Genomic DNA, 25188 nt, shown 5'->3' on the forward strand with positions numbered 1-25188 from the left:
ACCGATGCGCTGGCGGCTGAGCCGTCCCGATGCAGTCGGCGCGTTCCGGCCACGCGTCCGGCAGGGCAGGGAGGAAAAAACGGCATGGCACAAGCCGGACCATCGATGGCCCTGAGAGGGCTGCGGGTGCTGGACCTGACGCGGGTGCGGGCCGGGCCGACCTGCGTGCGAATCTTCGCGGATTTCGGGGCTGACGTGATCAAGGTCGAGAGCCCGCCGGGTTTCGATCCGAACGAGAACATGAGCGGCCCGCGCCTCGGCTATGACATGCAGAATCTGCATCGCAACAAGCGTTCCCTGGCCATCAACCTGAAGACGGCCGAGGGCAAGGCGATCCTGATGCGGCTGGTCGAGGAAGCCGATCTCCTGGTCGAGAACTTCCGGCCGGACGTCAAGGAACGGCTCGGCCTCGATTTCGAGACCCTGCATGCCATCAATCCACGGCTGATCCTGGTCTCGATCTCCGGCTTCGGGCAATCCGGCCCGTACCGGACGCGGGCCGGCTTCGATCAGATCGCGCAGGGCATGGGCGGGATGATGTCGGTGACCGGCCTGCCGGGGCAGGGGCCGGTGCGCGCCGGCATCGCACTGGCCGATTCCTCGGCGGGGCTTTACGGGGCCGTCGGCGCGCTGGTGGCGCTGCAGGAGCGGGCCCTGTCCGGCAAGGGGCAATGGGTGCAGACCTCATTGCTCGAGGCGCAGATTGCGATGATGGATTTCCAGGCCGCGCGCTATCTCGTCGAAGGCTCGGTGCCGCCGCAGGCCGGCAACGACCATCCCTATTCCACGCCGATGGGGGTCTATAAAACCCGGGACGGCGCCATCAATCTCGGCGTCGGCGGGGAGGAGCAATGGCGCTCCTTCTGCCGGGCTGTCGAGCGGCCGGAATGGGGCAGCGATCCCCGCTTCGACAGCATGGAAAAGCGCTTCGACCAGCGCCCGGAGCTGCGGCGGATGATCGAGGAGCGCCTCTCCGCGGCTGGCAGCTCGCACTGGCTCGCCGCGATGGAGGCGCATGGCGTGCCGGCCGGGCCGATCTATGCGGTCGACCAGATGTTCGACGACCCGCAGGTGCGCCATCTCGGCATCGCCAGGCCGCTGGAACACCCCCAGCTCGGGGAAATCCGGGTCGTCGGCCAGCCGGTGACGCTCTCGCGCACCCCCTCCACGGTGGCGACGCCGACGCCGGCGGCCGGGGAGCACAATGACGAGGTTCTGGCCGAACTCGGCTATGACGAAGCTGGGCTCGCGCGGTTGCGGGCCGAGGGCGTGATCTGACGGAGGCCGGAGTGAGCCAAGACATTCTCTATGCGGTAGAGGGCGGGATCGGGACGATCACGCTCAACCGGCCGCAAGCGCGCAATGCCATGACCTTCGCCATGTATGAGCGGCTGGCCGAGATCTGCCGCGATCCGGCGGCCCATGGCGACCCGCGCGTCATCATCGTGACCGGCGCCGGCGACAAGGCTTTCGCCTCGGGCACCGATATCGCGCAGTTTCGTTCCTTTGCGAGTGCGGCGGATGCGCTGGCCTATGAGGAGCGGATCGAAGGCGTGATCGATGCCATCGAGCGCTGCGCCGTGCCGACGCTGGCGGCGATCTCCGGAGCCGTCACCGGCGGTGGGGCGGCCATCGCGCTCGCCTGCGATCTCAGGATCGCGACGGTGACGGCACGCTTCGGCTTCCCGATCGCGCGCACGCTCGGCAACAGCCTGTCGATGGCGAATTATGCCCGGCTCTTCGCCCTGCTCGGCCCGGCGCTGGTCAAGGACATCGTCTTCACGGCGCGGCTCGTCGAGGCGGAGGAGGGGCGCCGGGCCGGGCTCTACAGCGAATTGCTGCCGGATCATCCCGCGCTGATGCTGCGGGCGGCCGAACTCGCCACGACCATCGCCGGGCATGCGCCGCTGACCATGCGGGCGACCAAAGAGGCGATGCGGCGGCTGACGGCCGCCACGGCGCAAGCTGTCGCCGGCGAGGACTTGGTCACGCTCTGCTACACGAGCGAGGATTTCCGGGAAGGCATGGAGGCCTTCCTCGCTAAGCGTCCCCCGGTCTGGCGGGGGCGCTGAGGCAGGCGGCGGAAGACGCTTCGTTCAGCCGTAGCGGGCTTCCAGCCGCCGGTCGAACCAGAGCGCGACGAGGGTGCAGATCGCGCCCGACAGCAGATAGAGCCCGACCCAGGCGAGGCCGAGCTTGCTGGAGAGCGTCAGCGCCACCAGCGGCGCGAAGCCGGCGCCGATCAGCCAGGCGAGGTCGGAGGTCAGCGCCGCGCCGGTGTAGCGATACTCCTGGCCGAAGCTCGAGGCGACGGCGCCCGCGGTTTGGCCGTAGGAGAGGCCGAGCAGGCCGAAGCCGATGATGACATAGACCGTCTGCCCCGCTTGGCTGTCGCCGAAGAGCAGGGGAGCGATGACGCTGCCCAGGCTGAACAGGCCAATCATCAGGCCGGAGAGAATCAGCGTCCGGCGCCGGCCGATCTGGTCGGCGATCAGGCCGGAGGTCATGATCGCCCCGGCGCAGACCACGGCACCGGCGCCCTGCACGATCAGGAACTCCGAGACCGAGCGGTTGGTGAAGAGGTTGATCCAGCTCACCGGAAAGATCGTGACGATGTGGAAGAGCGCGAAGCTCGCCAGTGGCACGAAGGCGCCGAGGACCAGCGTGCTGCCGCGCTTGCGGACGAGCTGCATGACCGGGCTGGGCATGAGTTCGCGCGTTTCCATGAGCTGCGCGAATTCCTGCGTCGCGACCATGCGCAAGCGAGCGAACAGCGCGACGACGTTGATCGTCAGGGCGACGAAGAAGGGATAGCGCCAGCCCCAGCCGAGGAAATCCTCGGTCGAGAGCGAGCCCTCGAAGAAGGCGAACAGCCCGGCCGCGAGGATGAAGCCGATGGGCGCGCCGAGCTGCGGCAGCATCGCATACCAGCCGCGCCGGTTCTGCGGGGCGTTGAGCGCGAGCAGCGAGGACAGGCCGTCCCAGGCGCCGCCGAGCGCGATGCCCTGCAGCAGGCGGAAGGTCGCCAGGATGATGCCGGACCAGATGCCGATGGTTTCGTAACCCGGCAGAAAGGCGATCGCGGCCGTCGAGCCGCCGAGCAGGAACAGCGCGGCGGTGAGCTTGGTGGCGCGGCCATAGACGCGGTCGATCGACATGAACAGCACGGAGCCGATCGGTCGCGTCAGGAAGGCGAGGGCGAAGATGCCGAAGGAATAGAGCGTTCCGGTCAGCGGGTCGGCGAAGGGAAAGACCAGCTGGGGGAAGACCAGCACGCAGCCCAGCCCGAAGACGAAGAAGTCGAAATATTCCGATGTCCGGCCGATGATGACGCCGAGCGCGATCTCGCCCGGGGTGACGTGATCGCGACCATGTTCGTCGGTCGGATGGCTCGATGCCGGGCTTGCCACATGGGCGCTCATTCGGGGGCTTCCTCGTTCGCGCGGAAAAGGGATAACATTCCCCCGCTCCGGACGCCATGGATGCGGCGGATAAAAGCGGAGCGCCGATCATCTGCCAATGGGACATTCTGTCCTCTGTGCAGTGCAATAGAATGCGATAGAAGGACGGCGACTTTCCGGTCACGGAGGGCTTGGTCTCTTGATGAATCGTCGTTTTCTGGCGCTGTTGCCGCTTTTCGCCCTGCTTGGGGGCTGTCAGGCGGTGCTGTTGTCGCCCTCCGGTGATGTTGCATTGCAGCAACGCAACCTCATGCTGATCTCGACGGGGCTCATGCTGACCGTCATCCTGCCGGTGATGGCGCTGACGGTGTTCTTCGCCTGGCGCTACCGCGCTTCGGCGAAGGCCGAGTACGATCCGGACTGGAATCACTCGCTGCCGCTCGAAGTGGTGATCTGGGCGGTGCCGCTCCTGATCATCGTCATTCTCGGCGCGCTGACCTGGATGGGCACGCATCTGCTCGATCCCTATCGGCCGCTCAACCGCATCAGCGCGACGGCGCCGATCGCGACGCCGCAGGGCGGCGAGGCGCAGGTACGCAAGCAGCCGCTCGTCATCCAGGTCGTGGCGCTCGACTGGAAATGGCTGTTCCTCTACCCGCAGCAGGGCATCGCCTCGGTCAACGAGGTGGTGGCGCCGGTGAACCAGCCGATCGAATTCCGCATCACCGCCTCCTCGGTGATGAACTCGCTCTTCATCCCCGCGCTCGCCGGCCAGATCTATGCGATGCCGGGCATGCAGACCAAGCTCAACGCCGTCATCAACCATGCCGGCGATTTCGAGGGCTTCTCGGCGAACTATAGCGGGGAGGGCTTCTCCGGGATGCGCTTCCGCTTCCGTGGTGTCGAAGGCAACGGATTCGAGGACTGGGTGAAGGCTGCGCGCGACAAGGGCGACAAGCTCGGCCGCGAGGAATATCTCGTCTTCGAGCGGCCGAGCGAGCGTGAGCCGGCCCGCCAGTTCGGCAGCGTCGCGCCCGATCTCTACGACGCGATCCTCAACATGTGCGTCGACCGCGCCAAGATGTGCATGCGCGACATGATGGCGATGGATGCCAAGGGCGGCGGCGGCAAGGAGGGTATCTCCACCGTCATGGCGCTCGAATACGACAAATCGGTGCGCCGGGGTGGCGCGCCCCTGCCGCCGCGACCCTTCGTCACCGCGATCTGCACGCCGGCCGATGTCTACGGCAAGGGCGGCGTGACAGCCCAAGTCGCGAATTGAGCCGCCAATTGAACGGCCGCCTGGCCAAGCCTAGCGATCCGAGGAAGCCATGAATTCCTATCCCGACTGGTGGAAGCTCGTGTTCGGACGCTTCACGCTCGAGGCGATCCCGTATCATGAGCCCATCCTGCTCGCGACCTTCGCTGGCGTGGTGATCGGCGGCCTCGCGCTCATCGCGCTCATCACCCGGATGAAGGCCTGGGGCTATCTCTGGCACGAGTGGTTCACCAGCGTCGACCACAAGAAGATCGGCATCATGTATATGGTGCTCGGCATCGTCATGCTGCTGCGCGGCTTCGCCGACGCGCTGATGATGCGTGGGCAGCAGGCCATCGCCTTCGGCGCGAACGAGGGCTATCTGCCGCCACATCACTACGACCAGATCTTCACGGCGCATGGCGTGATCATGATCTTCTTCGTGGCGATGCCGCTGGTCACGGGGCTGATGAACTATGTCGTGCCGCTGCAGATCGGCGCGCGCGACGTCGCCTTCCCCTTCCTCAATAATTTCTCGTTCTGGATGACCGTCGGCGGCGTCGTGCTGGTCATGGCCTCGCTCTTCGTCGGCGAGTTCGCCAAGGTCGGCTGGCTTGCCTATCCGCCGCTGTCGGGGGCCGCCTACTCGCCCGGGGTGGGCATGGACTACTACCTCTGGGCGCTCCAGATCGCGGGCGTGGGCACGACGCTGTCGGGCATCAACCTGATCGCGACGATCGTGAAGATGCGCGCGCCCGGCATGGACATGATGAAGATGCCAGTCTTCACCTGGACGGCGCTGTGCACCAACGTGCTGATCGTGGCGAGCTTCCCGATCCTGGCCGGCACGCTCGCGCTGCTGACGCTGGACCGCTATGTCGGCACCAACTTCTTCACGAACGATCTCGGCGGCAACCCGATGATGTACGTGAACCTGATCTGGATCTGGGGGCACCCGGAGGTCTATATCCTGATCCTGCCGGTCTTCGGCGTCTATTCGGAGGTGGCCTCGACCTTCTCCGGCAAGCGGCTCTTCGGCTATACCTCGATGGTCTATGCGACGGTGGTCATCACCATCCTGTCCTACCTCGTCTGGCTGCACCATTTCTTCACGATGGGCTCGGGCGCCAGCGTGAACTCCTTCTTCGGCATCACGACGATGATCATCTCGATCCCGACGGGCGCGAAGATCTTCAACTGGCTGTTCACGATGTATCGCGGCCGCATCCGCTTCGAATTGCCGATGATGTGGCTGCTCGCCTTCATGCTGACCTTCGTCATCGGCGGCATGACCGGCGTCATGCTGGCGGTGCCGCCAGCCGATTTCATCTTGCACAACAGCCTGTTCCTGATCGCGCATTTCCACAACGTGATCATCGGCGGCGTGGTCTTCGGCGCCTTCGCCGGCATCACCTACTGGTTCCCGAAGGCCTTCGGCTTCAAGCTCGACGAGTTCTGGGGCAGGCTCTCCTTCTGGTTCTGGGTGATCGGCTTCTACGTCGCCTTCATGCCGCTCTATGTGCTCGGCCTGATGGGCGTGACCCGTCGGGTGAACCATTTCGAGGATCCGTCGCTGCAGATCTGGTTCGTGATCGCGGCCTTCGGCGCCGTGCTGATCGCGCTCGGCATCCTCTGCTTCCTCATCCAGATCGGCGTCAGCATCCTGCGTCGCGAGCAGTTGCGCGACACGACCGGCGATCCCTGGGATGGGCGTACGCTGGAATGGTCGACCTCCTCGCCACCGCCGGCCTATAATTTCGCCTTCACGCCCGTCATCCACGACCATGACACCTGGGCCGACATGAAGAAGCGCGGCTACCGGCGACCGCTGACCGGCTTCAAGCCGATCCACATGCCGAAGAACACCGGCGCAGGCCTGATCATCTCCGCCTTCGCGACGATCTGCGGCTTCGCGCTGGTCTGGTACATCTGGTGGCTGGCGGCGCTGGCCTTCATCGCGGTGATCGCGACGGCGATCGCCCATACCTTCAACTATAACCGGGACTTCCACATCCCGGCCGAGGCGGTCCTGCGCGAGGAGAATGCGCGCACCGAGCAACTCGGACAGGCCTGAGGGATGACGATGACCACGGCGACAGCGCTGGACACCGACAAGGCCGACATCCCGGTCTTCCACGTCACGGAAGACGAGCACGAGCACTCCGGCGGCTCGACCATGCTCGGCTTCTGGATGTACCTGATGAGCGACTGCCTGGTTTTCGCAGTCCTCTTCGCGACCTTCGGCGTGCTCGGGCGCAACTATGCGGCGGGGCCTTCCGGCGCCGATCTGTTCGACCTCAAGCTGGTGGCGGTCAACACCACCATGCTGCTGCTCTCCTCGATCACCTATGGCTTCGCGATGCTGGCGATGGATAAGGGGCGGCAGGCCGCGGTGCAGTGCTGGCTTGCGGTGACCGGCCTGTTCGGCCTCGCCTTCATCGGCATCGAGCTCTACGAGTTCCACCACATGATCCTGGAGGGCGCGACGCCGATGCGCAGCGCCTTCCTCTCCTCCTTCTTCACGCTGGTGGGCACGCACGGGCTGCACGTCACCTTCGGCCTGATCTGGCTCACCGTGCTGATGGTGCAGGTGTCGCAGCGCGGCCTGATCGAGGCCAATCGCCGCCGTCTGATGTGCCTTTCCATGTTCTGGCACTTCCTCGACGTCGTCTGGATCGGCGTCTTCTCCTTCGTCTATCTGATGGGCGTGCTGAAATGAGCGGATCGCAGGACCACTCCGGAGCTCACGCCGAAGCGCATGGCGCCGGCCATGACGATCACGGCGCCTCGCATGCGACGCTGCGCGGCTATCTCACCGGCTTCGTCCTCGCGGCCATCCTGACCGCGATCCCATTCTGGCTGGTGATGGGCGACGTGCTTGGCAATTCGACCGTGACGGCGCTGGTCGTCATGGCCTTCGCGGCGGTGCAGATCGTCGTCCACATGGTCTACTTCCTGCACATGAATTCGCGCTCGGAAGGCGGCTGGACGATGATGGCGCTGATCTTCACCATCGTTATCGTGGTGATCGCGCTCTCGGGCTCGCTGTGGGTGATGTATCACCTCAACAGCAACATGATGCCGATGGCGCCCGGCGACCACCCGATGTGAGGGCGTCGCCATGGCCGCCCCGGCACAGGCCGAGGCCGGCCGGCCATCGCCGGCACGCCGGGTTGCCCTTCTCGGCCTCACCGGCCTGCTCACCCTCGTCTTCACCGGGCTCGGCCTCTGGCAGGTCGAACGGCGCAGCTGGAAGCTCGATCTGATCGCGCGCGTCGATGCGCGCATCCACGCGCCGCCGGCCCCTGCGCCGGGGCCGGAGGATTGGGCGGGCATCGCCGGGGAAGAGTACCGGAGGGTCGCGCTGGAAGGGCGCTATCTTCCCGGGCCGGAGACGCTGGTGAAGGCCGTGACCGAGAAAGGACCCGGCTTCTGGGTTCTGGCGCCGTTCCACACCGTGCGCGGCTTCACGGTCCTGGTCAATCGCGGCTTCGTGCCGGAAGACCGGCGCGAGCCAGGAGAGCGCAGCGATGCGGCGGCGCGCGGCGAGACGCATCTCGTCGGGCTGCTGCGATTGAGCGAGCCGGGCGGCGGGTTCCTGCGCAGCAACGACGCGGCCGGCGGGCGCTGGTATTCACGCGATGTCGCAGCGATTGCCGGGGCAGGCGGACTCGGCCAGGTCGCGCCCTACTTCGTCGATGCGGATGCTGCCTCCGAGCCCGGCCCTCTGCCATTGGGCGGGCTGACGGTGGTCAGCTTCCGCAACACGCATCTGATCTATGCGCTGACCTGGTTCTGCCTCGCGGGGATGAGCGCCTGGGCCGGGCTTTACGTCCTGCGCAGGCGTGCGGAAGAGGAGCCGTCTGCCTCATAGGTTCGAGGTGCTTCCAGGGTGGTTCGGAAACACGCCGTCATTCCGGGCTTGACCCGGAATCCATCGCAGAGCGCGGAGGCCTATGATGGATTCCGGATCGGCGCCGCTTCGCGGCTTGTCCAGAATGACGTGGAAATTTGGGCTGGCGCTTAGTCCCGGCTTGGCATCTGCCCGAGCTCGTGCAGCAGCGCAGCACCCGTCCGCAAGCCGCTGTAGAAGCAGTCCAAGGTCATGTTCTCGTTCGGGGCGTGATTGGCCTCGTCATGGTTCGCATAGGGCGTGACGTAAGCCGGGATGCCGAGGATCTTGGTGAAGACGTAGTTCGGCAGGCTGCCGAAGCCGGCCGGGATCAGCAGCGGTTCCTCGCCATGGGCGGCGACGAAGGCACGGTGCAGCGGCGCGGTATAGGCCGAGGCGATCTGCGTCTTCGAGGGCTGCATGCCCATCTCCTCGGCGATGAACTCAACCTCGGGCGCATGCTTCTCCACATGCGCCTTGACCTTGCGCAGGATGTCTTCGGGATCCTGTGCCTCGACGAGGCGGATATCGCACTTCACCAGCGCCTCGTTCGGCAGCACGGTCTTGGTACCCGGCCCGCTATAGCCGCCATGGAAGCCGTTGATCGTCAGCGTCGGCTGGAAGCAGAGGCGGTCGTAGAAGGGGCGGTCGAGCGGCGCGTCGAGTCGGGTGAGGCTCAAGCCCTGCTTGAAGGCCTCGATGTCGAGCGGCAGGCGCTTGATCGCCTCGATATCCTCCGGCGTCGGCGGCAGCACATCGTCATGCAGCCCCTCGATGGTGATCTCGCCATCGGCGCTCTTCATCGTGGACAGCAGGTGGACGAGCGTCCAGATCGGGTTCGGCACGACGCCGCCGAAATTGCCGGAATGGACGTCGCGGCTGGCATGGCGGCAGCGCAGCTCGAAGGAGACGACGCCACGGGAACCGAACTTGATGCTCGGCTTGCCGCTGGCATGGCGCGGGCCGTCGGCGGTGACGGAGAGGTCGGCCTTCAGCAGATGCCGGTTGGCGCGCGCGAAGCCGGCGATGTTCGGACTGCCGATCTCCTCCTCGCCCTCCAGCAGCAGGATGACGTTGCAGGGCAGCTCGCCATGGACCTTGAGATGCGATTCGATGGCGAGGATCTGGGCGAAGTGCTGGCCCTTGTTGTCGCCGACGCCGCGCGCATAGAGGCGCCCGTCTCGGATCGTCGGCTCGAAGGGCGGCGAAAGCCATTTGTCGAGCGGGTCGGCCGGCTGCACATCGTAATGGCCGTAAAGCAGCACGGTCGGCTTGCCCGGCGCCTTCTCCCAGCGCGCGACCACCATCGGATGGCCTTCGGTTGGCACGAGGCTGGTTTCGAGACCGATCTTCGTCAGCATGCCCAGCAGCAGATTGCCGACCTCGGTGATGCCGATGTTCTCGGCGCTGATGCTGGGGTGGCGCAGGTAGTCGATCAGGCGGTCGAGGAAGGCGGCCCGGTTCGCCTCGATATGATCGAAGACTGCGGCCAATGCGTCGGAGGTAGCCATGAGAATGCGCCTGGAACTCGGGGGAGCGCCGGCCGGAAGGCGAGGCGCGAGCAGCCGACGACAGCCGGCACACTCAGACTAGGATGGGCCGGCAGGGCGCTCAAGCTCGGCCGGGGCATGGCCGGGGTGCGGCGGCATGCAGCTTCGGCGCGTCGTCGTCAGACGCTCCCTGCGTCGACGATGAAGTTCTGGCCGGTGCACATGCGCGAGGCATTGGAGGCGAGGAACAGGATCATCGCGGCAATATCCTCGGGCTCGATCGCGCCCTTGATCGCCTGCTGCTCCTGGGCCTCGGCCCAGCGCTCGGGCGTCAGGCGCTCGGCGCGCTGGCGCGGCGTCATCACCCAGCCGGGCGTGACGCAGTTGACGCGGATGCGGTCCTTGCCGAGTTCGCGCGCCAATGAGCGGGTGAAGCCTATGACGGCCGATTTCGCGGTGGTGTAGGCGATGAGATCGGCCGAGCGCTTCATCCAGGAGGTCGAGCTCAGATTGACGATCGCGCCGCCACCCAGCGCCGCCATGCCGGGCGCGAGCTTCTGGGCGAGGAACATCATCGGCCGCAGGTTCACGGCGAAGCGGTCGTCCCAGTATTCCGGCGTCACGGCAGCGAAGGCATGCCGCTCGTCATGGCCGGCATTGTTGACGAGGATCGCAGCGGGACCGAGCCTCGCCTCGAGGACATCGACGGCGGCCAGGGCAGCCTCGATGTCGCGCAGATCGGCGCAGGCGAAGGCCACATCGGCGCCTGTTGCTCGCAGTTCGGTTTCGAGCGCCCGGCCGGCATCGGCCGCGATGTCGATGAAGCCGATGCGCGCGCTCTGGCGGGCCAGTGCGATGACGGTGGCTCGGCCGATCCCGTCGGCCCCGCCTGTGACAAGGGCGGTGCGGCCCTTGAGGTCCGGATAGGTGGCTTCGACCGTCATCCCGCGAAGCTCGTCGAGGGCAGGCCGGGGACCGGCGCGGGCGCAGCGAAGAGGCCGCCGGAGAAGGGCGCTTCCGCCAGCACGCGGGAGGGCAGGCGAATGCGGGCCGTGGTGATGAAGAGGGTCGAAAGATCGGCGCCGCCGAAGGCGAGGCTGGTCGGGCGCGGCACCGGCAGGCGGATATCGCGGTCGCGGCGGCCATCCGGGGTGAAGCGGCGCACGCACCAACCGTCCCAGAGCGCGCACCAGATGAAGCCTTCGCTGTCCACGGCGAGGCCGTCGGGACGGCCTTCAGCCGGGTCGATCTCGGCAAAGACGCGGCGCCTGGAGACGGCCCCCGAGGCCATGTCGAAGTCATAGGCGTAGATGCGGCCGGGCGCGCTGTCGGTGAAGTAGAACATGCGGCCGTCGGGGCTCCAGTCGAGGCCGTTGGCGACGCGGAAGCCGCCATCGGCCCGCTCCCAGCTCAGATCGCCGTTGATTCGATAAAGCGAGCCGGTCGGCTTGCTCGCATCGAGGCTCATCGATCCCGCCCAGAGCCGGCCCTGCCGGTCGCATTTGCCGTCGTTGAAGCGGTTGTCAGGCAGGTCGGTTTCCGGGTCGACGAGGGGCGACAAGGCGCCGCTGGCGAAATCGAAGCTTTCCAGCCCTTCCTGCGTCAGCGCCGCGAGCCCGCCCTGCCGCCTCTCGATAACGGCGGAGACGAGGCGCGGCAGCTTGACCTCCTGATTGGTCCGCGTCGCCGGGTCGAAGCGGTGGACCGCCGGGGCGAGGATATCGACCCAGTAGAGGCGCTGCTCGGCGGCCGACCAGAGCGGGCCTTCCGCCAGATGCGCGCCCCAGGGCAGCACGCATTCGGCGTCGCTCTCGCTTTGCCGGTGGGCGGGTGAGGGCGGCGCGATGCTGTTGGGCGGAACCGCACCGACATTGCCGGAGATCTGGCGCGCGGCGGCCATCAAGTCGCGGCCTGTCGTGTGGAGGCGATCGTTCGACAGCCGCGTCGAAGGGCCGAACACGCCGATGGCGGCCACCGCTCGCCCGGTATGGTCGAAGATCGGCGCCGCCGCGGAGGACACTCCTGGCAGATGCTCTTCCTGCGAAACGGAGTAGCCGCGCACCTGTGCGAGAGCGAGATCCGCGAGGAGCGCGTCCTCCGTGGTGATGGTCGCAGGAGTGTACGATTCGAGCGTGATCGCATCGAGCAGCGCCCGGCGTTCATGCGGGGCCGCGAAGGCCAGCAGCGCCTTGCCGCCGGCCGTGCAATGCAGAGGCGCACGGCGCCCCGCCTCGATGCGGAAGCCGAAGGCGCCGCCACGGCTGCGCTGGTCGATATAGAGCACCTCGCCGCCATCGATGGCGCAGAGCGCGACCGTTTCGCGGGTTTCCTCCGCCAGCCGCTCCAGCATGGGCGCGGCAGCGCCGCGCAGATCGAAGGATTCCCAGACGCGATGGGCGAGCTCGAACAGCCTGTGGCCGAGCCGATAGGTGTTGTCGCTGTCCTCGTGCCGGATCAAACGGAAGAGCAGCAGCGTGTTGAGCAGGCGGGCGAGCGTGCCCTTGGCGAGGCCGGTCGCCGCCTGCAGATCCTTGAAGCGCGGCGGCGTCGGGTGCTCGCCGATGACCTCGAGCAGATAGAGGCCCTTGGCCAGCGCGGCGGCGCCGACCGGGACGTCGCGCTCCTTCGGGGGCAGGACGCGCTCTTCCTGCATCCTCAGCCCGCCTTCGCGCGGGCCGCGCGCGCTGCTGCGGCCTCCGCGATCATCCGCTCGATCGTCCATTGCGGCTCGAAACCCAATTCGGCCCGAATCCGGGCATTCGAGGTTTCGTAGAACACGCCGGAACCGGGCAGGTCGACCGTTTTCAGAGGCAGCCCCGTCGCCTGCGCCATCAGCGGCAAGGCGTCGGCGAAATCGACGGGCGCGGTGGCACCGAGATTGTAAGTGCGCCCGGCCGCCTTCTCGCTCTTCAGGGCGAGCAGGATGCCGTCGACCATGTCGCGGGAATCGGTGATGTGCATGCGGAAGGGCCGGCCGTTCTCGTTGCGGGAGAGCACCAGCGCGGGCGTGCCGTCGTCGACCGCCTTCAGCGCGGCGACCGCGGCCGCGTTGCCGAAGGCTTCCTGCTGACGGATCTTCGGCTGCAGGAAGAAGCGGGGGCCAGAAAAGAAGCTCGTCTCGTCGAGCAGCTCGGCCGCGTCCTGCGTGTGCGAGAAGCGCAGGATCGTCGCCGGAATGCCGGCGCTGCGCTCGGTGAGACGGATGATCTCCTCGCCGAGCTGCTTGGAGAGACCATAGGCCGAGCGCGGCTTGAGCGGATGGTTCTCGTCGACCGGCAGGTAGTCCGGGACGTTCTCCGGATAGACCTCGCCGGAGCTGGCGAAGACGATGCGGGCGGGCTTCACCCCGGCTGCTTCCTCCATGAGGATGCGCGTGCCGTCGACATTGGCGCGGAAGACCTTGTCGGCATCGGCTGTAAGCCAGGACATGAAGGCGCCGAGATGCAGGATCGCCTCGGCATCCTTCACCGCCTCGCGCGCCGCGGCCGGATCGTCGAAGGCGCCGACGATTTCGCGATAGCCGGGCTGGGAGCGCCCCGCGCTGCGCAGGTCGAAGCCGGTGACGGTCTGCCCTTCGGCGAGGAGGCGGTCGACGACGCGGGAACCGATGCGCCCGGCGCTGCCCGTGACGAGAATGGCCATGGCTACTCTGTCCTCAGTTCAGGGCGAGATGCGTCTGGGGATCGAAGAGATGCAGGCGCGCCGGATCGAAGGAGAGCGGGACCGGCTGTCCCTGTGTCACATGGTCGGCATCCATCACGCGGGCGATGAATTGGTCCGCTCGGCGGTCGTCGCTGCCGGCATCCTTGAGGGAGGTGCGGTTCTCTTCGGCCAGGTCGAGATAAAGGTATTTCTCGCTGCCGAGGCTTTCGACGAGCCGTGGCGTCGCCTCGAAGGTGACGGGGCCGGTTGCGCCTGCGCTGAGATATTCGGGCCTGAGGCCGACGAGCAGCTCGCGGGTGCCGGGCGCCTTCGCCAGAGGCAGTTCGATCTCGCGCCCGAGCAGCCGGGCCGTGCGTGCGCCCGTCAACTCAGCGCGGAAGAAGTTCATGCCCGGCGAGCCGATGAAGCCGGCGACGAAGAGATTGGCCGGTTTGCGGAACATCGTGTCGGGATCGGCGATCTGCTGGATTTCGCCGTCGCGCATGATGACGATGCGGTCGGCCATGGTCATCGCCTCGGTCTGGTCATGCGTGACGTAGATCGTCGTGGTCTTCAGGCGCTGGTGAAGGGCCGAGATTTCGGCGCGGGTGTGGACGCGCAGCTTCGCGTCGAGATTGGAGAGCGGCTCGTCCATCAGGAAGGCCTGCGGCTCGCGCACGATGGCCCGGCCGAGCGCGACGCGCTGGCGTTGCCCGCCGGAGAGCGCCTTCGGCTTGCGGTCGAGCAGATGAGCGACACCGAGGATCTGCGCGGCCTCGTTGACCCGCCGCTCGATCTCGGCCGCCGGCATGCCGCGCATCTTCAGGCCGAAGCCCATGTTCCGCGCGACCGTCAGATGCGGATAGAGCGCGTAGTTCTGGAAGACCATGGCGATGTCGCGGTCGCCCGGCGCGAGGTCGGTGACGTCGCGCCCGCCGATCCGGACGGTGCCCGAGGTCGCATCCTCCAGCCCCGCGAGGATCTTCAGCATGGTCGACTTGCCGCAGCCGGAGGGGCCGACGAAGACGACGAACTCGCCATCCGTGATCTCCAGCGAAAAGTCCTTCAGGACCTGCAGCGGGCCGTAGGATTTGGTGACGCGTTCGATGCTGATGCCGGCCATGCGTGAGCTCACTTCTCCGCGCCGGCGGTGAGCCCGCCGACGAGGTAGCGTTCGAGGAAGAGGTAGATCAGGAGGACCGGCAGGGCGACAATCAGCGCCGCTGCCGAGATATCGGCCCAGTTCGAGACATACTCGCCCTTCATCGTGGTCAGGCCGAGATTGGCGGTCCAGTTGGTCTGGGCGTTGGTCAGGAAGGTGCGGGCATAGGCATAGTCCGACCAGGACAGGACGAAGCCGTAGAGCGCCGTTGCGGCCAGGCCCGGCGCCGAGACCGGCAGGATGACCCGGACCATCGCGCCGAGCGGAGAGCAGCCATCGACCATCGCCGCCTGTTCCAGCTCGCGCGGGATCGTGTCGAAATAGCCCTTCAGCATCCAGGTGGTGAAGGGCACGATCAACGTGGCGTGGGCGAGGATGATCGACCACAGGCTGCCGATCATTCCCGTCATCCGGAAAATGCCGAAGAGCGGGATGACGAGCAGCGTCGCCGGCAGCATCTTGGCAGTGAGGATGAAGAGGCCGAGCGACTGGCCGCCGCGCACCTTGAAGCGCGAGAGGCTGTAGCCGGCGAGCACCGAGACCAGCATCGACAAGGTCACCGCGCCCGCCGCCGCCAGCACGGAATTGCCGAGCCAGAGCAGGATCGGCCGCTGCTCGATGATCTCCTCGAAGACGCCCCAGCGCGGGGCTGTCGGCCAGAATGTCGGCGGCAGCGCCCTGAGCTCGGCCGGCGTCGCCAGCGCGGTGACGATCAGCCAATAGATCGGGAAGACCAGGAGCGCGCAGGTGACGATCACCGTCACATAGAGCAGGGCGGCTGCGGGGAGCTTGCGTTTCATCGGCGCCTCCTCAGATGTTCTCGGGCGCCCGGCCCATCAGCAGCCGGCTCGCGATGACGCAGATGATCAGCGTGACCACGCCGATCGCCGAGGCGTAGCCCATCTTGAAGAAGCCGAAGGCCTGCTCGTAGGTCATGATCGAGAGCGTCTGCGTCGCCTTCAGCGGCCCGCCGCCGGTCATGACGTAGATGATCGAGAAGTCGCGGAAGACCCAGAGCATGACGAGGATCAGGGTCACGCCGAGCACCGGCATCAGCGAGGGCAGGGTGATGTTGATCAGCCGCTGCCAGGCATTGGCGCCGTCGACGCGGGCCGCGTTGTAGAAATCCTCCGGGATCGACTGCAAACCGGCGAGCATCATGATCGAGACGAACGGGTAGCCCTTCCAGATCATGGTGACGCAGACCACGGCGAAGGCGGCCTCCGGCGAGGAGAACCAGCTGATCGTGGTGTCGACGAGCCCGAGCCGGATGAAGACCCAGTTCATCAGGCCGAAGGAGGAATCGAAGATCCAGGCGAAGACCACGACGGCCACGACTTCCGGCACCGCCCAGGGCAGGGCGACAAGCAGGCGCGCCAGCGACTGGCCCTTGAAGCGGTTGTTGACCAGCAGCGCCGTGCCGAGGCCCAGCAGGAAGCAGAAGAAGGAAACGATCACGACGAGCTTCAACGTGGTCCAGCTCGCGTTCCAGAATTCCGGCGAAGTGAAGAGCCGCTCGTAGTTCATCGTCGTGAAGGGCCGCCGCGGCTGGTCGAGCCGGGGGATGCCGACATTCTGGAAGGAGAGATCGACCGAGACGAAGAGCGGATAGGCGATGATCAGCCCGATCAGCAGCACCGCCGGCAACAGCAGGAGGTAGCCGAGCCAATGGCGTCGGCTCGGGCGGGCGAGATCGAGAAAGGCTGATCGGGACATGGGGCGGCTTTCAGGTAGGGAGCATGTTCCGCGACAGACCCCCTCTCCCCTTGCGGGAGTGGGTTGAGGCGAGGGGTCTCTCGACGTTGCCGGCGTGAGTGCCTCGCACGAGCGCTGACGACGCAAGGCGGCGCGACCCCTCATCCGTCTCGGCTTTGCCGAGCCACCTTCTCCCGCAGGGGGAGAAGGGCACGGTCGTCACTGCTGCTGCAGCGTCTCCGCCTTCTTCTGCATGGTCGCGGCCACGACCTTGGGGTCGAGATCCTGGATGATCATGCGCTGGCTCTCCTCCATGACCATCTTGGCGAACTCGTTGAACTGCAGCTCGAGCCCCTTGGGGATCCGGTCGACCTTGGCGTCGGCGGCGGCCTTGGTGGCCTTCACCAGCAGGTCGAAATGCGGCGTCTCCTTGCTGGCACCGGTCGTGTCGGCACGCGGGTCCGGCGGCGGCGAGGCCCCGAGCGTCGCATAGCTCGACTGGAACTTGTCGGAGGTCGCGATCGCGATGAAATCCCAGGCGAGCTTCTTGTTCTCCGGCGAAATCTCGGAGGCGATGCCGAGCACGTTCGAGGAGCCGCCGACCGGCGGGTTGAACGGTACCGTGGTCAGCTTGATCTGGTCCCGGGCCTTGCCCTTCTGGATGATCGGCCAGAGCCAGGGGCCGTCCATCTTCAGCGCGATCTTGCCATCGGCGAAGAGCTGGCGGACTTCGCCGGCCGCGAGGTCGCGCGGCGTCAGGTTCTCCTTGACGATGGTCTTCCAGCGGGTGAGGCCTTCGATCATCTGCTGCGTGTTGATCGTGACCTTGCCGTTCTCGTCGGTCCAGCGCGCGCCGGCGTCGAGCGTGTAGTTCATCATCTCGGACATGTACTGGCCACCGCCGCCACGGGTCTCGTGGCCGGTGCCGAACTGGTCGACGATGCCGTCGCCGTTGATGTCCTTGGTGAGCTTGCGGGCAGCGGTGAGGAATTCCGCATAGGTCTTCGGAACCTCGAGCCCCTCCTTCTTCAGGAGGTCTTCGTTATAGGCCATGAAGTACCCGAAATAGAGCATCATCACGCAGACATTCTGCTTGTTCCAGGTGCAGGTGTCCTGGCCGGCCCAGCCTTTCAGGTCGAGCTTGGCGTTCTTGATGTAGGGGTCGAGCGGCTCCAGCCAGCCATTGTCCGCGAATTTCTGGAACTCGAACGAGGCGAGGTGGACGATGTCCGGCGGCTGGCCGCCGGCAAAGAGCGTCGTCATCGTGTCGGCGAAGGCGCCGCGCTCGACCTTGGTCCACTCGATCTTGACGCCCGGATGGGTCGCCTCGAATTCCTTGATGACCGAGCCCCACCAGTCGCCGGTGCCGCGCTCGTCCTTCTGCCAGGAGACGAATTTCAGCACCTTGTTCTGGGCGAGCGCGGGCAGGGCCGTCATCGTGCCGAGCGTGACGAGCCCGGCGGCGGCGAGCCGCTTCCAGTCCAGCATCCTCATGACGTTTCTCCCTCTCGTTTTTCTGCCGTGTTGTCCGGCGGTTACGGTCAGTGCTTGCGAAGCAGATTCAACGCCTCCTCGGAGGGCGCGACGCCAAGCCCCGGCCCGGTCGGCAGGCTGTAGAAGCCTTCGTGGCAATCCATGTCGCCGGTGAGCAGGCGCCGGTTCGGCTCGAAGATCGAGTGCTGGTATTCGTGACAGCTCACCGCCGAGAGCGCGGCGCTCGCATGCAGGCTCGCCGCCATGAACAACCCCATGCCGATGGTTGCGTGCGGGATCACTGCGAGATTGTGTGCCTGGGCGTATTGCCCGATGCGCATGAACTCGGTGACGCCCTTGTGGCCCATCTCCGGCTGGACGATGGCGCAGGCCCGCCGCGCCACCCGTGGCACGAGATCGTAGACCGTGCGCCATTCCTCGCCGGCCGCGACCGGCGTCGAGACGCGGGCGGCGACATGGGTGAGGCCGTCGACATCCTCGGGCTTCACCGGCGCTTCGGCGAACCAGAGGCCATGCGGCTCCATCGCCCGGATGGCGGAGACGGCCTCCTCGGCGGTGTGGACCCAGTGCATGTCGCAGGCGATGCGGGCCTGGGACCCGAGCCGTTCGCGCAAAGTCGCGATCTCCGCGACATTGCCGTCATCCGCGACGGGCGCCGCGAATTTGAAGCTGTCGAAGCCCTTCGCCTGCCATTCGGCGGCGAAATCGGCGCGCTCGGCCCGGGTGCGCTTGGGCAGGCCCGAGATATAGGCCGGCAGCCGCTCATGCCGCCTTCCGCCGAGCATGGCGACGAGCGGCCGGTCGGCAAGGCGGGCATTCAGGTCCCAGAGCGCGATGTCGATGGCGGCGAGCGCATCGAGATAGAAGCCGCCGGTATAGCCGCGCACGCGCATCAGGTCGTAGAGGTCTTCGTGAATTACGACGACGTCTTGCGGCGAGCGGCCGATCACGTAAGGGCCGAGCAGGTCGTCGATGATCGCGATGGCGGCGCCCGGCGCGACGATGCCGTAGGTCTCGCCCCAGCCGACGAGGCCGCCGCTCGTCTCCAGCCGGACCACAACCGTACGATCCATGGTCGGATAGACCGTGCGGTTGCCCTTGCGGACGATGTAGCCCTTCTCGTTGACGTTCTCGCCGGGGCGTGGATCGCCGAGATAGACGGTCTCGCGCGGGATGGTCAGCGTATAGACATCGACCTTGGCGACACGCTCAGCCATGGCGCTATTCCGCTGCCTGAAGCGAGGCCGCCGGAGCAAGCAGGTCCGCGATCCGTCCGAGCCAGGCGTCGATCTCGGCCCGGTCGACCGCGTCGAAGGCCGGGAGCGGCGCTCGGCAGATCTGGTTCGACAGGATGCCGCGGCGGGTCAACACGTATTTGGTGAAGGCCATGCGCAGATTGGCCTGGATCAGCAGCAGCGGCAGGGTGCGCATATAGAGGTTGCGAGCCGTCTCGACCGCCCCGCTGCGGAAAGCCCGGTCGAGCGCCGCGTGGATATCGGTGAATTCGGCCGCCGGCATCGCGCCGCAGGCGCCGCGGACATATTCGTCGATGATGTAGCGGGCGCCGCCGCCGCCGATCACGCCCTTCAGATGGGCTGGCTTGCCTTTCAGGATCGCGGTGATCGCCGGCCCGGCGGGAATCGTCTCTTCCTTGAGATAGGTGATGGCCGGGTTGCCGCGGACGATCTCCAGCAGCACGTCGGGCTTGAGATCGGAGCCGCGCGGGGCGGGCGCGTTCTGCAGGACGATCTCGATCCCCGGCACCGCTTCCGCGATCTCGCGGTAGAATGCCGCGACGGCTGCTCCATCGACGCCGACGGATTTCGGCGCCTGGATCATGACATGGCCGATCCCGAGCGCCTGTGCCTGCCTGGCATAGCCGATGGCTTCTGCCGCAGACGGCGCGCTCGCACCCGCGACAACCGGCACACGCCCCGCGACGGTGCGGACGACTTCGCGGAGCAAGATCTCCCGTTCTTCTGCCGAGAGATTGTCGACCTCGCTGGCGAAGCCCGGAAACACCACGCCCGCCGCGCCGGCGCCCAGCGCGAAGGCGGTCACGCGCCCCAGTGCCGCGGGGTCGATCGCGCCACTGGCGGCAAAGGGCGTCGGCAGGACGGGAAGGATGCCGGCAAGTGCTGATGTCATCGGATGGTCCAATATATGGATCAATTGTTTTCTTATTTGGATCTTACGAAGCGAGGCCATGAAGCGTCAAGCGCGCAATCATGCGCGCAGCCGGGTCGCCCGCCGAAGCGGTTGCGCGCTGGCGGTCGATCGAAGTGTTGCGCGCCGGGTTTCCGCGAGGCTTTGCACGCCGCTACGAAGGACGGCCCAAACAAAAAGGCGCAGCGAGCAAGGCTCGCTGCGCCTTTTTGTTTGGTGTTTTCGCCGGAGCTTTCAGGCCGCGGCGGTGCGTCCACCGAGATAGGCGGCGCGGATTTCCTCGTTCGACCAGAGCTGGTCCGGCGTTCCGGAGAGCACGAGCTTGCCGGTTTCCAGCACATAGCCGCGATCCGCGACCGAGAGGCCCATCCGGGCGTTCTGCTCGACCAGCAGCACGGTCGTGCCCCGCCGCCTGATCTCGGCGATGATCGCGAAGACCGCCTGGACGATGACGGGGGCGAGGCCGAGCGAAGGCTCGTCGAGCAGCAGGATGCGCGGCTTCGCCATCAGCCCGCGCGCGACCGCCACCATCTGCTGCTGACCGCCCGAGAGCGTCCAGCCGAGCGCATTGGAGAAGCGGCGGATGTCGGGGAAGAGGTCGAACATCTCGTCGGCCTCCCGCTTGATCTCGGCGGTTTTCATGCCGCGCCGGTTGGAAGCCCCGAGCATGATGTTCTCGCGCACGCTCAGGCCCGGAAAGACGCGGCGGCCTTCCGGAACATGGGCGATGCCGCGGCGGACGATCTCCTCGGGCTTCAGCCCGACGATCGACTGGCCCTCGAAGAGGATGTCGCCCGAGGCCGGCTTGGCGAGGCCCGAGATGGCGCGCAAGGTGGTCGACTTGCCGGCTCCGTTCGAGCCGAGCAGCGTCACGACCTCGCCGGCCTCGACGATGAGCGAGACGCCGTCGACGGCTTCGACCTCGCCGTAGCGGACGACGAGCGATTTGAGTTCAAGCAGCGACATCGGGACCCGTCCCCAGATAGGCGGCGATCACATCGGGGTGTTTCAGCACGTCGGCCGAGTAGCCGTCGGCGATGCGGCGGCCGAAGTTCAGCACGGTGATGTGCTGCGCGACCTCGCTCACCAGCGTCATGTCGTGGTCGATGATCATGATGGTGAGGCCGCGCGCCGAGATGCGTTTGAGCAGGTTGCGCAGCTCCACCTTCTCCGAAGAGTTGAGGCCCGCGCCCGGCTCGTCGAGCAGGAGCAGGACGGGGTCGCCGGCCAGCGCCCGGGCGATCTCGACCGCGCGCTGGTGGCCGTAGGAGAAGCTCGCCACCACCTCGTTGGCGCGGTCTTCCAGGTCGACGAAGGCGAGAGCCGCCCGGGCCCGCGCCACCACGGCTGCAGGATCGTTCGCGACCGGGTTTCCGGGCCGTTCGGCACCGACCATGACGTTTTCCAGCGCCGTCATCGAGCGCCAGAGGCGGATGTTCTGGAAGGTGCGGCCGAGCCCGGCCTTGGTGCGGGCGTGCGGCGGCAGGTTGGTGATGTCCTGCCCGTTGAGGGTGACGGTCCCGGCCGTGGCGCGGTAGAGGCCGGAGAGGACGTTCAGCGTCGTGGTCTTGCCTGAGCCGTTGGGGCCGATCAGTGCATGGACCCCGCCGCGCCTGATCGTCAGATCGACCTCGTCGACCGCCTTCAGCCCGCCGAAATGCTTGGAAAGGCCGCGCACCTCCAGGACGGTCTCGGAGCCCTCGCCGCCGCCCGACAGCGGAAGCGCCAGGCCGGAGCTGACTGGGAGGACGGTGCGCTTGAAGCGATCGAGCCGGCCGCGCAGATAGCCCCAGATGCCATCCGGCATGAACAGCACGATCAGGATCACCGCCGCGCCGTAGATGGCGAGATAGAGACCGGGAATGCTCTTGAGGAAGCGCAGCCATTCCGGGATCAGGATCAGCAGCCCCGTGCCGATGACGGCGCCGATCGGCGAGGCGACGCCGCCGAGCAGCACCATGGTGAGGAACACCACGGATTCGGCGAAGGAGAACTGGTCCGGGCTGACATAGGAGAAGCCGCCGGCGAAGAGGCCGCCGCCGATGCCGCCGAGGACGGCGGACAACGCGAAGGCCGTGACCTTGGTCCGGTAGACGTCGATGCCGGCGACGCCCGCGGCGAGCTCGTTGTCGCGCACCGCCCGCATGGCGCGGCCCAGCCGCGTGTCGCGCAGGCGCCAGACCAGATAGCCGAGGATGCCCAGCACCGCGATGCACAGCGCGAGATAGGTCGAGCCGTCGCCGAAGAGAGGCGGGCGCGGGATGGCGCGGACACCGTCGGGCCCCTTGGTGACGGGGATCCAGTTGATCAGGACGAGGGTGACGATCTGCTGGAACGAGATCGTCACCATGGCGAGGTAATGGCCGCCGAGCCTGAGCGTCGAGGCGCCGAGCAGGGCGCCGAAGCCGGCGGCTATGCCCGTGCCGATCAGGAGGCAAACCCAGAAGTTCAGGCCGTAATCGGTCTGGCCGAGGCCGACCGCATAGGCGCCGAGCCCGAAGAAGGCGGCCTGGGCCAGATTGATCTGGCCGCAGAGCCCGAGCACGATCGTCAGGCCGAGCACGGCGACCGCGTAGGTGGTCGCCTGCATCGAGATGTTGAGGATATAGCCGGTCTTGGGGACGACGATGGCGAGCGTCATCGCGACCAGGACGAGCAGGACATAGGCCGGGACGCCCCAGCGCAGGCGGGGGCGGATATCGCCGGCGGTCGCGGTGGTTTCGGTCGTGCTCATGCTTTTTCCGCCACGCGCTCGCCGAAGATGCCCTGCGGCCGGAAGATCAGGAAGGCGATCAGCACCAGGAAGGCGAAGCCGTCCTTGTAGGGCACCGAGATGTAGGCCGCCCCGAAGGTCTCGATGACGCCAAGCGCGAGCCCGCCGATGATCGCCCCGGTCACGTCGCCGAAGCCGCCGATGATGGTGGCGGCGAAGGCTTTCAGCGCGATGGTCGCGCCCATGCCGATCGAGACGAAGAGGACGGGCGCCACGAGAATGCCGGCGATGCCGCCGATTACCGCCGAATAGATGAAGGTGATCATGATCATCACCGCCACGGGGATGCCGAGCAGCGAGGCCATCTCCTTGTCCTGCGAGGTCGCCTGCAGCTTCTTGCCGAGCAGCGTATGCTCGAAGAACCAGTATTGCAGCGCCACCAGCAGCGCCGTCACGACGATGATGAGCAGATACTGGTTGTCGAGATAGACCGGGCCGAGCATGAAGCCGGGCGTGTCGAACCAGCCCGACAGCACCTCGGGCTCCGGCCCATGGATCGCCAGCGTCGTGTTGGCCATGAAGATCGAGGCGCCGATGGTCGAGATGATGACCGGCAGATAGGTGCGGTGGCGCAGCGGATAGTAGACCGCGCGATTGAAGACCGCGCCGAGCGCCGCCATGCCGAACAATGAGACGATGAAGGCGAGCCAGTAGGGCAGGCCGATCTTGACCGAGAAGACCACCATCAGGAAGGCCGCCACCATGGAGAACTCGCCTTGGGCGAAGTTCACGACGTTGGTGGCCCGGAAGATCAGGACGAAGCCCAGCGCGACCAGCGCATAGACCGAGCCGATGCCGATCCCGGTGAAAAGAAGCTGAAGAACGAGATCCATCTGTCTACCGCGCTGGCGTTGAAGCGATCGGTTCTCCGCGGTGAACGGTTTGGCCGTTCGCCGCGAAAGGCGTGACATGCGATGCGTCGGGCGTTGCCGCGCGGGGCTCGCGATCCGAGCCGCGCTTGGCGGCCGGCTTCCCGGCAGGAGCAGGGAAGCCGAGCAGCCTGCGGATCAGCCGAGATTCGGCGTGAAGTCGATCCGCTTGTCGAACTTGATCTCGCCCTTGTCGTTCTTGACGATGTTGTAGCCGTGCAGGCCGTCACCGTTCTTGTCGAAGTTGTATTCGCCCTCGGCGCCCTTGTGGCCGCGGATGGCAAGCATCGCCTCGCGGACCTTGTTGGGCTCGGTGGAGCCGGCCTTGTTCATCGCCATCGCCAGGCAGGTGACGGCGTCGAAGGTCCAGGACGACTGGTTGTCCGGCGCGACCTTCCGCACCTCGCGATAGGCCTTGCCGAAGGCCTTCGAGGCGTCGCTCGAATCCTCGGCGTAGTCGGCCACGCCATAGGTGTTGTAGAGCGCCGGCCCCGCGAGCTTCAGCGCCGATACGTTGACGATGGAAGGCGAGCCGACCCAGGGGATGTTGACGCCGAGCTGGCGCAATTGCCGGGCGAAGATGCCGAGGTCGGTCTCGAAGGTAAAATAGGTGCCGAGGATATCGGCGCCGGACTGCCGCACCGCCAGCACGACCGGCGTGAAGTCCTGGCTCTGGTTGGCATAGCCCTGGTCGAGAGCGAGCGTGGCGCCATTGTCGGGCAGGGCCTCGGTCAGCGCCTTGGCGCCGGCCGTGCCGAAGGCATCGGTCGAATGGACGATCGCCCATTTCTTCTTGCCGAGTTCCTTGCTGCCGTATTGCGCGATCACCTTGCCCGAATAGGAATCGTTCGGGCGGAAGCGGAAGAGCCAGGGATTGCCGAGCTTGGTCAGGTTCGGGTCGGTGCCGCCGAAGCCGACCGGCTTGCCGATCTTCAGCATGTCGGGCGCCATGGCGTGCATCTGCGTCGAGCGGATCGAGCCGAGGAAGGCGACGATGTCGGGTTGGCTGGCGAGCTTGGAGAAGGCGAGCACCGCACCGGGGTTGGTGGTCTGGTCGTCCTCGAAGATCAGCTCGAGCGGCTTGCCGAGTACGCCGCCGGCCTTGTTGACCTGCTCCAGCGCGATCTTGGCGCCGGTCTGGGCGAAGGAGCCGGATTCGGCGGCCGCGCCTGTCATCGGGACGACCATGCCGATCTTGACGGTGGCACCCTGGGCGTAGGCACTGCGTATGACGGCCGGAGACACAATGGTGCCGGCAAGAGCGGTCGTGAACCCGCGACGGGTCAGGTGCATCGCTATCCTCCCAATTTAATGGATTAGATCGGATCTAGCCGCCCGATTGCCAC

At 66.6% G+C, this 25188-nt stretch carries 22 protein-coding genes; 7 read left to right on the forward strand and 15 right to left on the reverse strand.

All coding sequences use genetic code 11. From position 1 onward, the window contains the following. Window positions 1-84 precede the first annotated feature (84 nt). Complete coding sequence (locus IED13_RS12175; protein ID WP_191124314.1) at window positions 85-1278, forward strand: CaiB/BaiF CoA transferase family protein; 1194 nt, start codon at window positions 85-87, stop codon at window positions 1276-1278. An 11-nt stretch (window positions 1279-1289) separates the two neighbouring features. Further along, the gene (locus tag IED13_RS12180) at window positions 1290-2072 is read left to right on the forward strand and encodes an enoyl-CoA hydratase/isomerase family protein (RefSeq protein WP_260368358.1); all 783 of its coding nucleotides are present in this window, start codon (window positions 1290-1292) and stop codon (window positions 2070-2072) included. 24 nt (window positions 2073-2096) lie between these two features. Here the strand turns inward: IED13_RS12180 and IED13_RS12185 are convergent, their stop codons facing one another. Next, window positions 2097-3422: an MFS transporter gene (locus IED13_RS12185; RefSeq protein WP_191124315.1), complete on the reverse strand. Its 1326-nt coding sequence runs from the start codon at window positions 3420-3422 to the stop codon at window positions 2097-2099. Between the two features lie 181 nt (window positions 3423-3603). On the opposite strand from IED13_RS12185, the gene cyoA reads away from it, so the two are divergent. From cyoA to IED13_RS12210, 5 genes are read left to right on the forward strand one after another with little or no spacing between them, the layout of a single operon-like run. Then, entirely contained in the window at window positions 3604-4683 is a 1080-nt protein-coding gene (gene cyoA / locus IED13_RS12190; RefSeq protein ID WP_081925532.1) for a ubiquinol oxidase subunit II, read from the forward strand. 49 nt (window positions 4684-4732) lie between these two features. Continuing rightward, window positions 4733-6733: a cytochrome o ubiquinol oxidase subunit I gene (gene cyoB / locus IED13_RS12195; RefSeq protein WP_038365585.1), complete on the forward strand. Its 2001-nt coding sequence runs from the start codon at window positions 4733-4735 to the stop codon at window positions 6731-6733. Window positions 6734-6736: 3 nt separating this feature from the next. Further along, window positions 6737-7378 (forward strand): cytochrome o ubiquinol oxidase subunit III, encoded by a 642-nt coding sequence (gene cyoC / locus IED13_RS12200; protein WP_210323594.1) that lies wholly within the window; start codon window positions 6737-6739, stop codon window positions 7376-7378. Further along, window positions 7375-7770, forward strand: a complete 396-nt coding sequence (cyoD, locus tag IED13_RS12205) for a cytochrome o ubiquinol oxidase subunit IV (RefSeq protein WP_038365587.1) — start codon at window positions 7375-7377, stop codon at window positions 7768-7770. The genes cyoC and cyoD overlap by 4 nt, the downstream gene beginning before the upstream one ends. Before the next feature lie 10 nt (window positions 7771-7780). Continuing rightward, on the forward strand, window positions 7781-8533 hold the full coding sequence (locus IED13_RS12210; protein ID WP_191124317.1) for an SURF1 family protein: 753 nt from the start codon (window positions 7781-7783) through the stop codon (window positions 8531-8533). 149 nt (window positions 8534-8682) lie between these two features. Here the strand turns inward: IED13_RS12210 and IED13_RS12215 are convergent, their stop codons facing one another. The 14 genes from IED13_RS12215 to IED13_RS12280 form a co-directional block, all read right to left on the reverse strand. Further along, window positions 8683-10062: a M20/M25/M40 family metallo-hydrolase gene (locus IED13_RS12215; protein WP_191124318.1), complete on the reverse strand. Its 1380-nt coding sequence runs from the start codon at window positions 10060-10062 to the stop codon at window positions 8683-8685. Window positions 10063-10220: 158 nt separating this feature from the next. After that, window positions 10221-10985 carry an SDR family NAD(P)-dependent oxidoreductase gene (locus IED13_RS12220; protein ID WP_191124319.1) on the reverse strand — a complete coding sequence of 255 codons (765 nt, stop codon included), beginning with the start codon at window positions 10983-10985 and terminating at the stop codon, window positions 10221-10223. After that, window positions 10982-12694: an SMP-30/gluconolactonase/LRE family protein gene (locus IED13_RS12225; RefSeq protein WP_191124320.1), complete on the reverse strand. Its 1713-nt coding sequence runs from the start codon at window positions 12692-12694 to the stop codon at window positions 10982-10984. The genes IED13_RS12220 and IED13_RS12225 overlap by 4 nt, the downstream gene beginning before the upstream one ends. Before the next feature lie 2 nt (window positions 12695-12696). After that, window positions 12697-13683, reverse strand: a complete 987-nt coding sequence (locus tag IED13_RS12230) for an NAD-dependent epimerase/dehydratase family protein (RefSeq protein WP_191124321.1) — start codon at window positions 13681-13683, stop codon at window positions 12697-12699. A 13-nt stretch (window positions 13684-13696) separates the two neighbouring features. Then, window positions 13697-14806, reverse strand: a complete 1110-nt coding sequence (locus IED13_RS12235; protein WP_191124322.1) for an ABC transporter ATP-binding protein — start codon at window positions 14804-14806, stop codon at window positions 13697-13699. A gap of 8 nt (window positions 14807-14814) precedes the next feature. Beyond that, a complete protein-coding gene (locus IED13_RS12240) occupies window positions 14815-15645 on the reverse strand; it encodes a carbohydrate ABC transporter permease (protein WP_142022678.1) in 831 nt (276 codons plus the stop codon). A 10-nt stretch (window positions 15646-15655) separates the two neighbouring features. Then, the gene (locus IED13_RS12245; RefSeq protein ID WP_191124323.1) at window positions 15656-16561 is read right to left on the reverse strand and encodes a carbohydrate ABC transporter permease; all 906 of its coding nucleotides are present in this window, start codon (window positions 16559-16561) and stop codon (window positions 15656-15658) included. Between the two features lie 198 nt (window positions 16562-16759). After that, window positions 16760-18028 (reverse strand): ABC transporter substrate-binding protein, encoded by a 1269-nt coding sequence (locus IED13_RS12250; RefSeq protein WP_191124400.1) that lies wholly within the window; start codon window positions 18026-18028, stop codon window positions 16760-16762. 53 nt (window positions 18029-18081) lie between these two features. Next, the gene (locus IED13_RS12255; RefSeq protein WP_191124324.1) at window positions 18082-19251 is read right to left on the reverse strand and encodes a mandelate racemase/muconate lactonizing enzyme family protein; all 1170 of its coding nucleotides are present in this window, start codon (window positions 19249-19251) and stop codon (window positions 18082-18084) included. A 4-nt stretch (window positions 19252-19255) separates the two neighbouring features. After that, on the reverse strand, window positions 19256-20182 hold the full coding sequence (locus IED13_RS12260) for a dihydrodipicolinate synthase family protein (RefSeq protein ID WP_191124325.1): 927 nt from the start codon (window positions 20180-20182) through the stop codon (window positions 19256-19258). 252 nt (window positions 20183-20434) lie between these two features. Further along, complete coding sequence (locus tag IED13_RS12265) at window positions 20435-21166, reverse strand: ABC transporter ATP-binding protein (protein ID WP_038365605.1); 732 nt, start codon at window positions 21164-21166, stop codon at window positions 20435-20437. Continuing rightward, window positions 21153-22934, reverse strand: a complete 1782-nt coding sequence (locus tag IED13_RS12270; protein WP_191124326.1) for a branched-chain amino acid ABC transporter ATP-binding protein/permease — start codon at window positions 22932-22934, stop codon at window positions 21153-21155. The genes IED13_RS12265 and IED13_RS12270 overlap by 14 nt, the downstream gene beginning before the upstream one ends. Continuing rightward, complete coding sequence (locus tag IED13_RS12275; protein ID WP_038365609.1) at window positions 22931-23806, reverse strand: branched-chain amino acid ABC transporter permease; 876 nt, start codon at window positions 23804-23806, stop codon at window positions 22931-22933. The genes IED13_RS12270 and IED13_RS12275 overlap by 4 nt, the downstream gene beginning before the upstream one ends. 174 nt (window positions 23807-23980) lie before the next feature. Then, window positions 23981-25135 (reverse strand): ABC transporter substrate-binding protein, encoded by a 1155-nt coding sequence (locus tag IED13_RS12280; RefSeq protein WP_038365612.1) that lies wholly within the window; start codon window positions 25133-25135, stop codon window positions 23981-23983. Window positions 25136-25188: the final 53 nt, after the last annotated feature.

It is taken from the genome of Allobosea spartocytisi (assembly GCF_014764685.1).
Taxonomy (GTDB): domain Bacteria; phylum Pseudomonadota; class Alphaproteobacteria; order Rhizobiales; family Beijerinckiaceae; genus Allobosea; species Allobosea spartocytisi.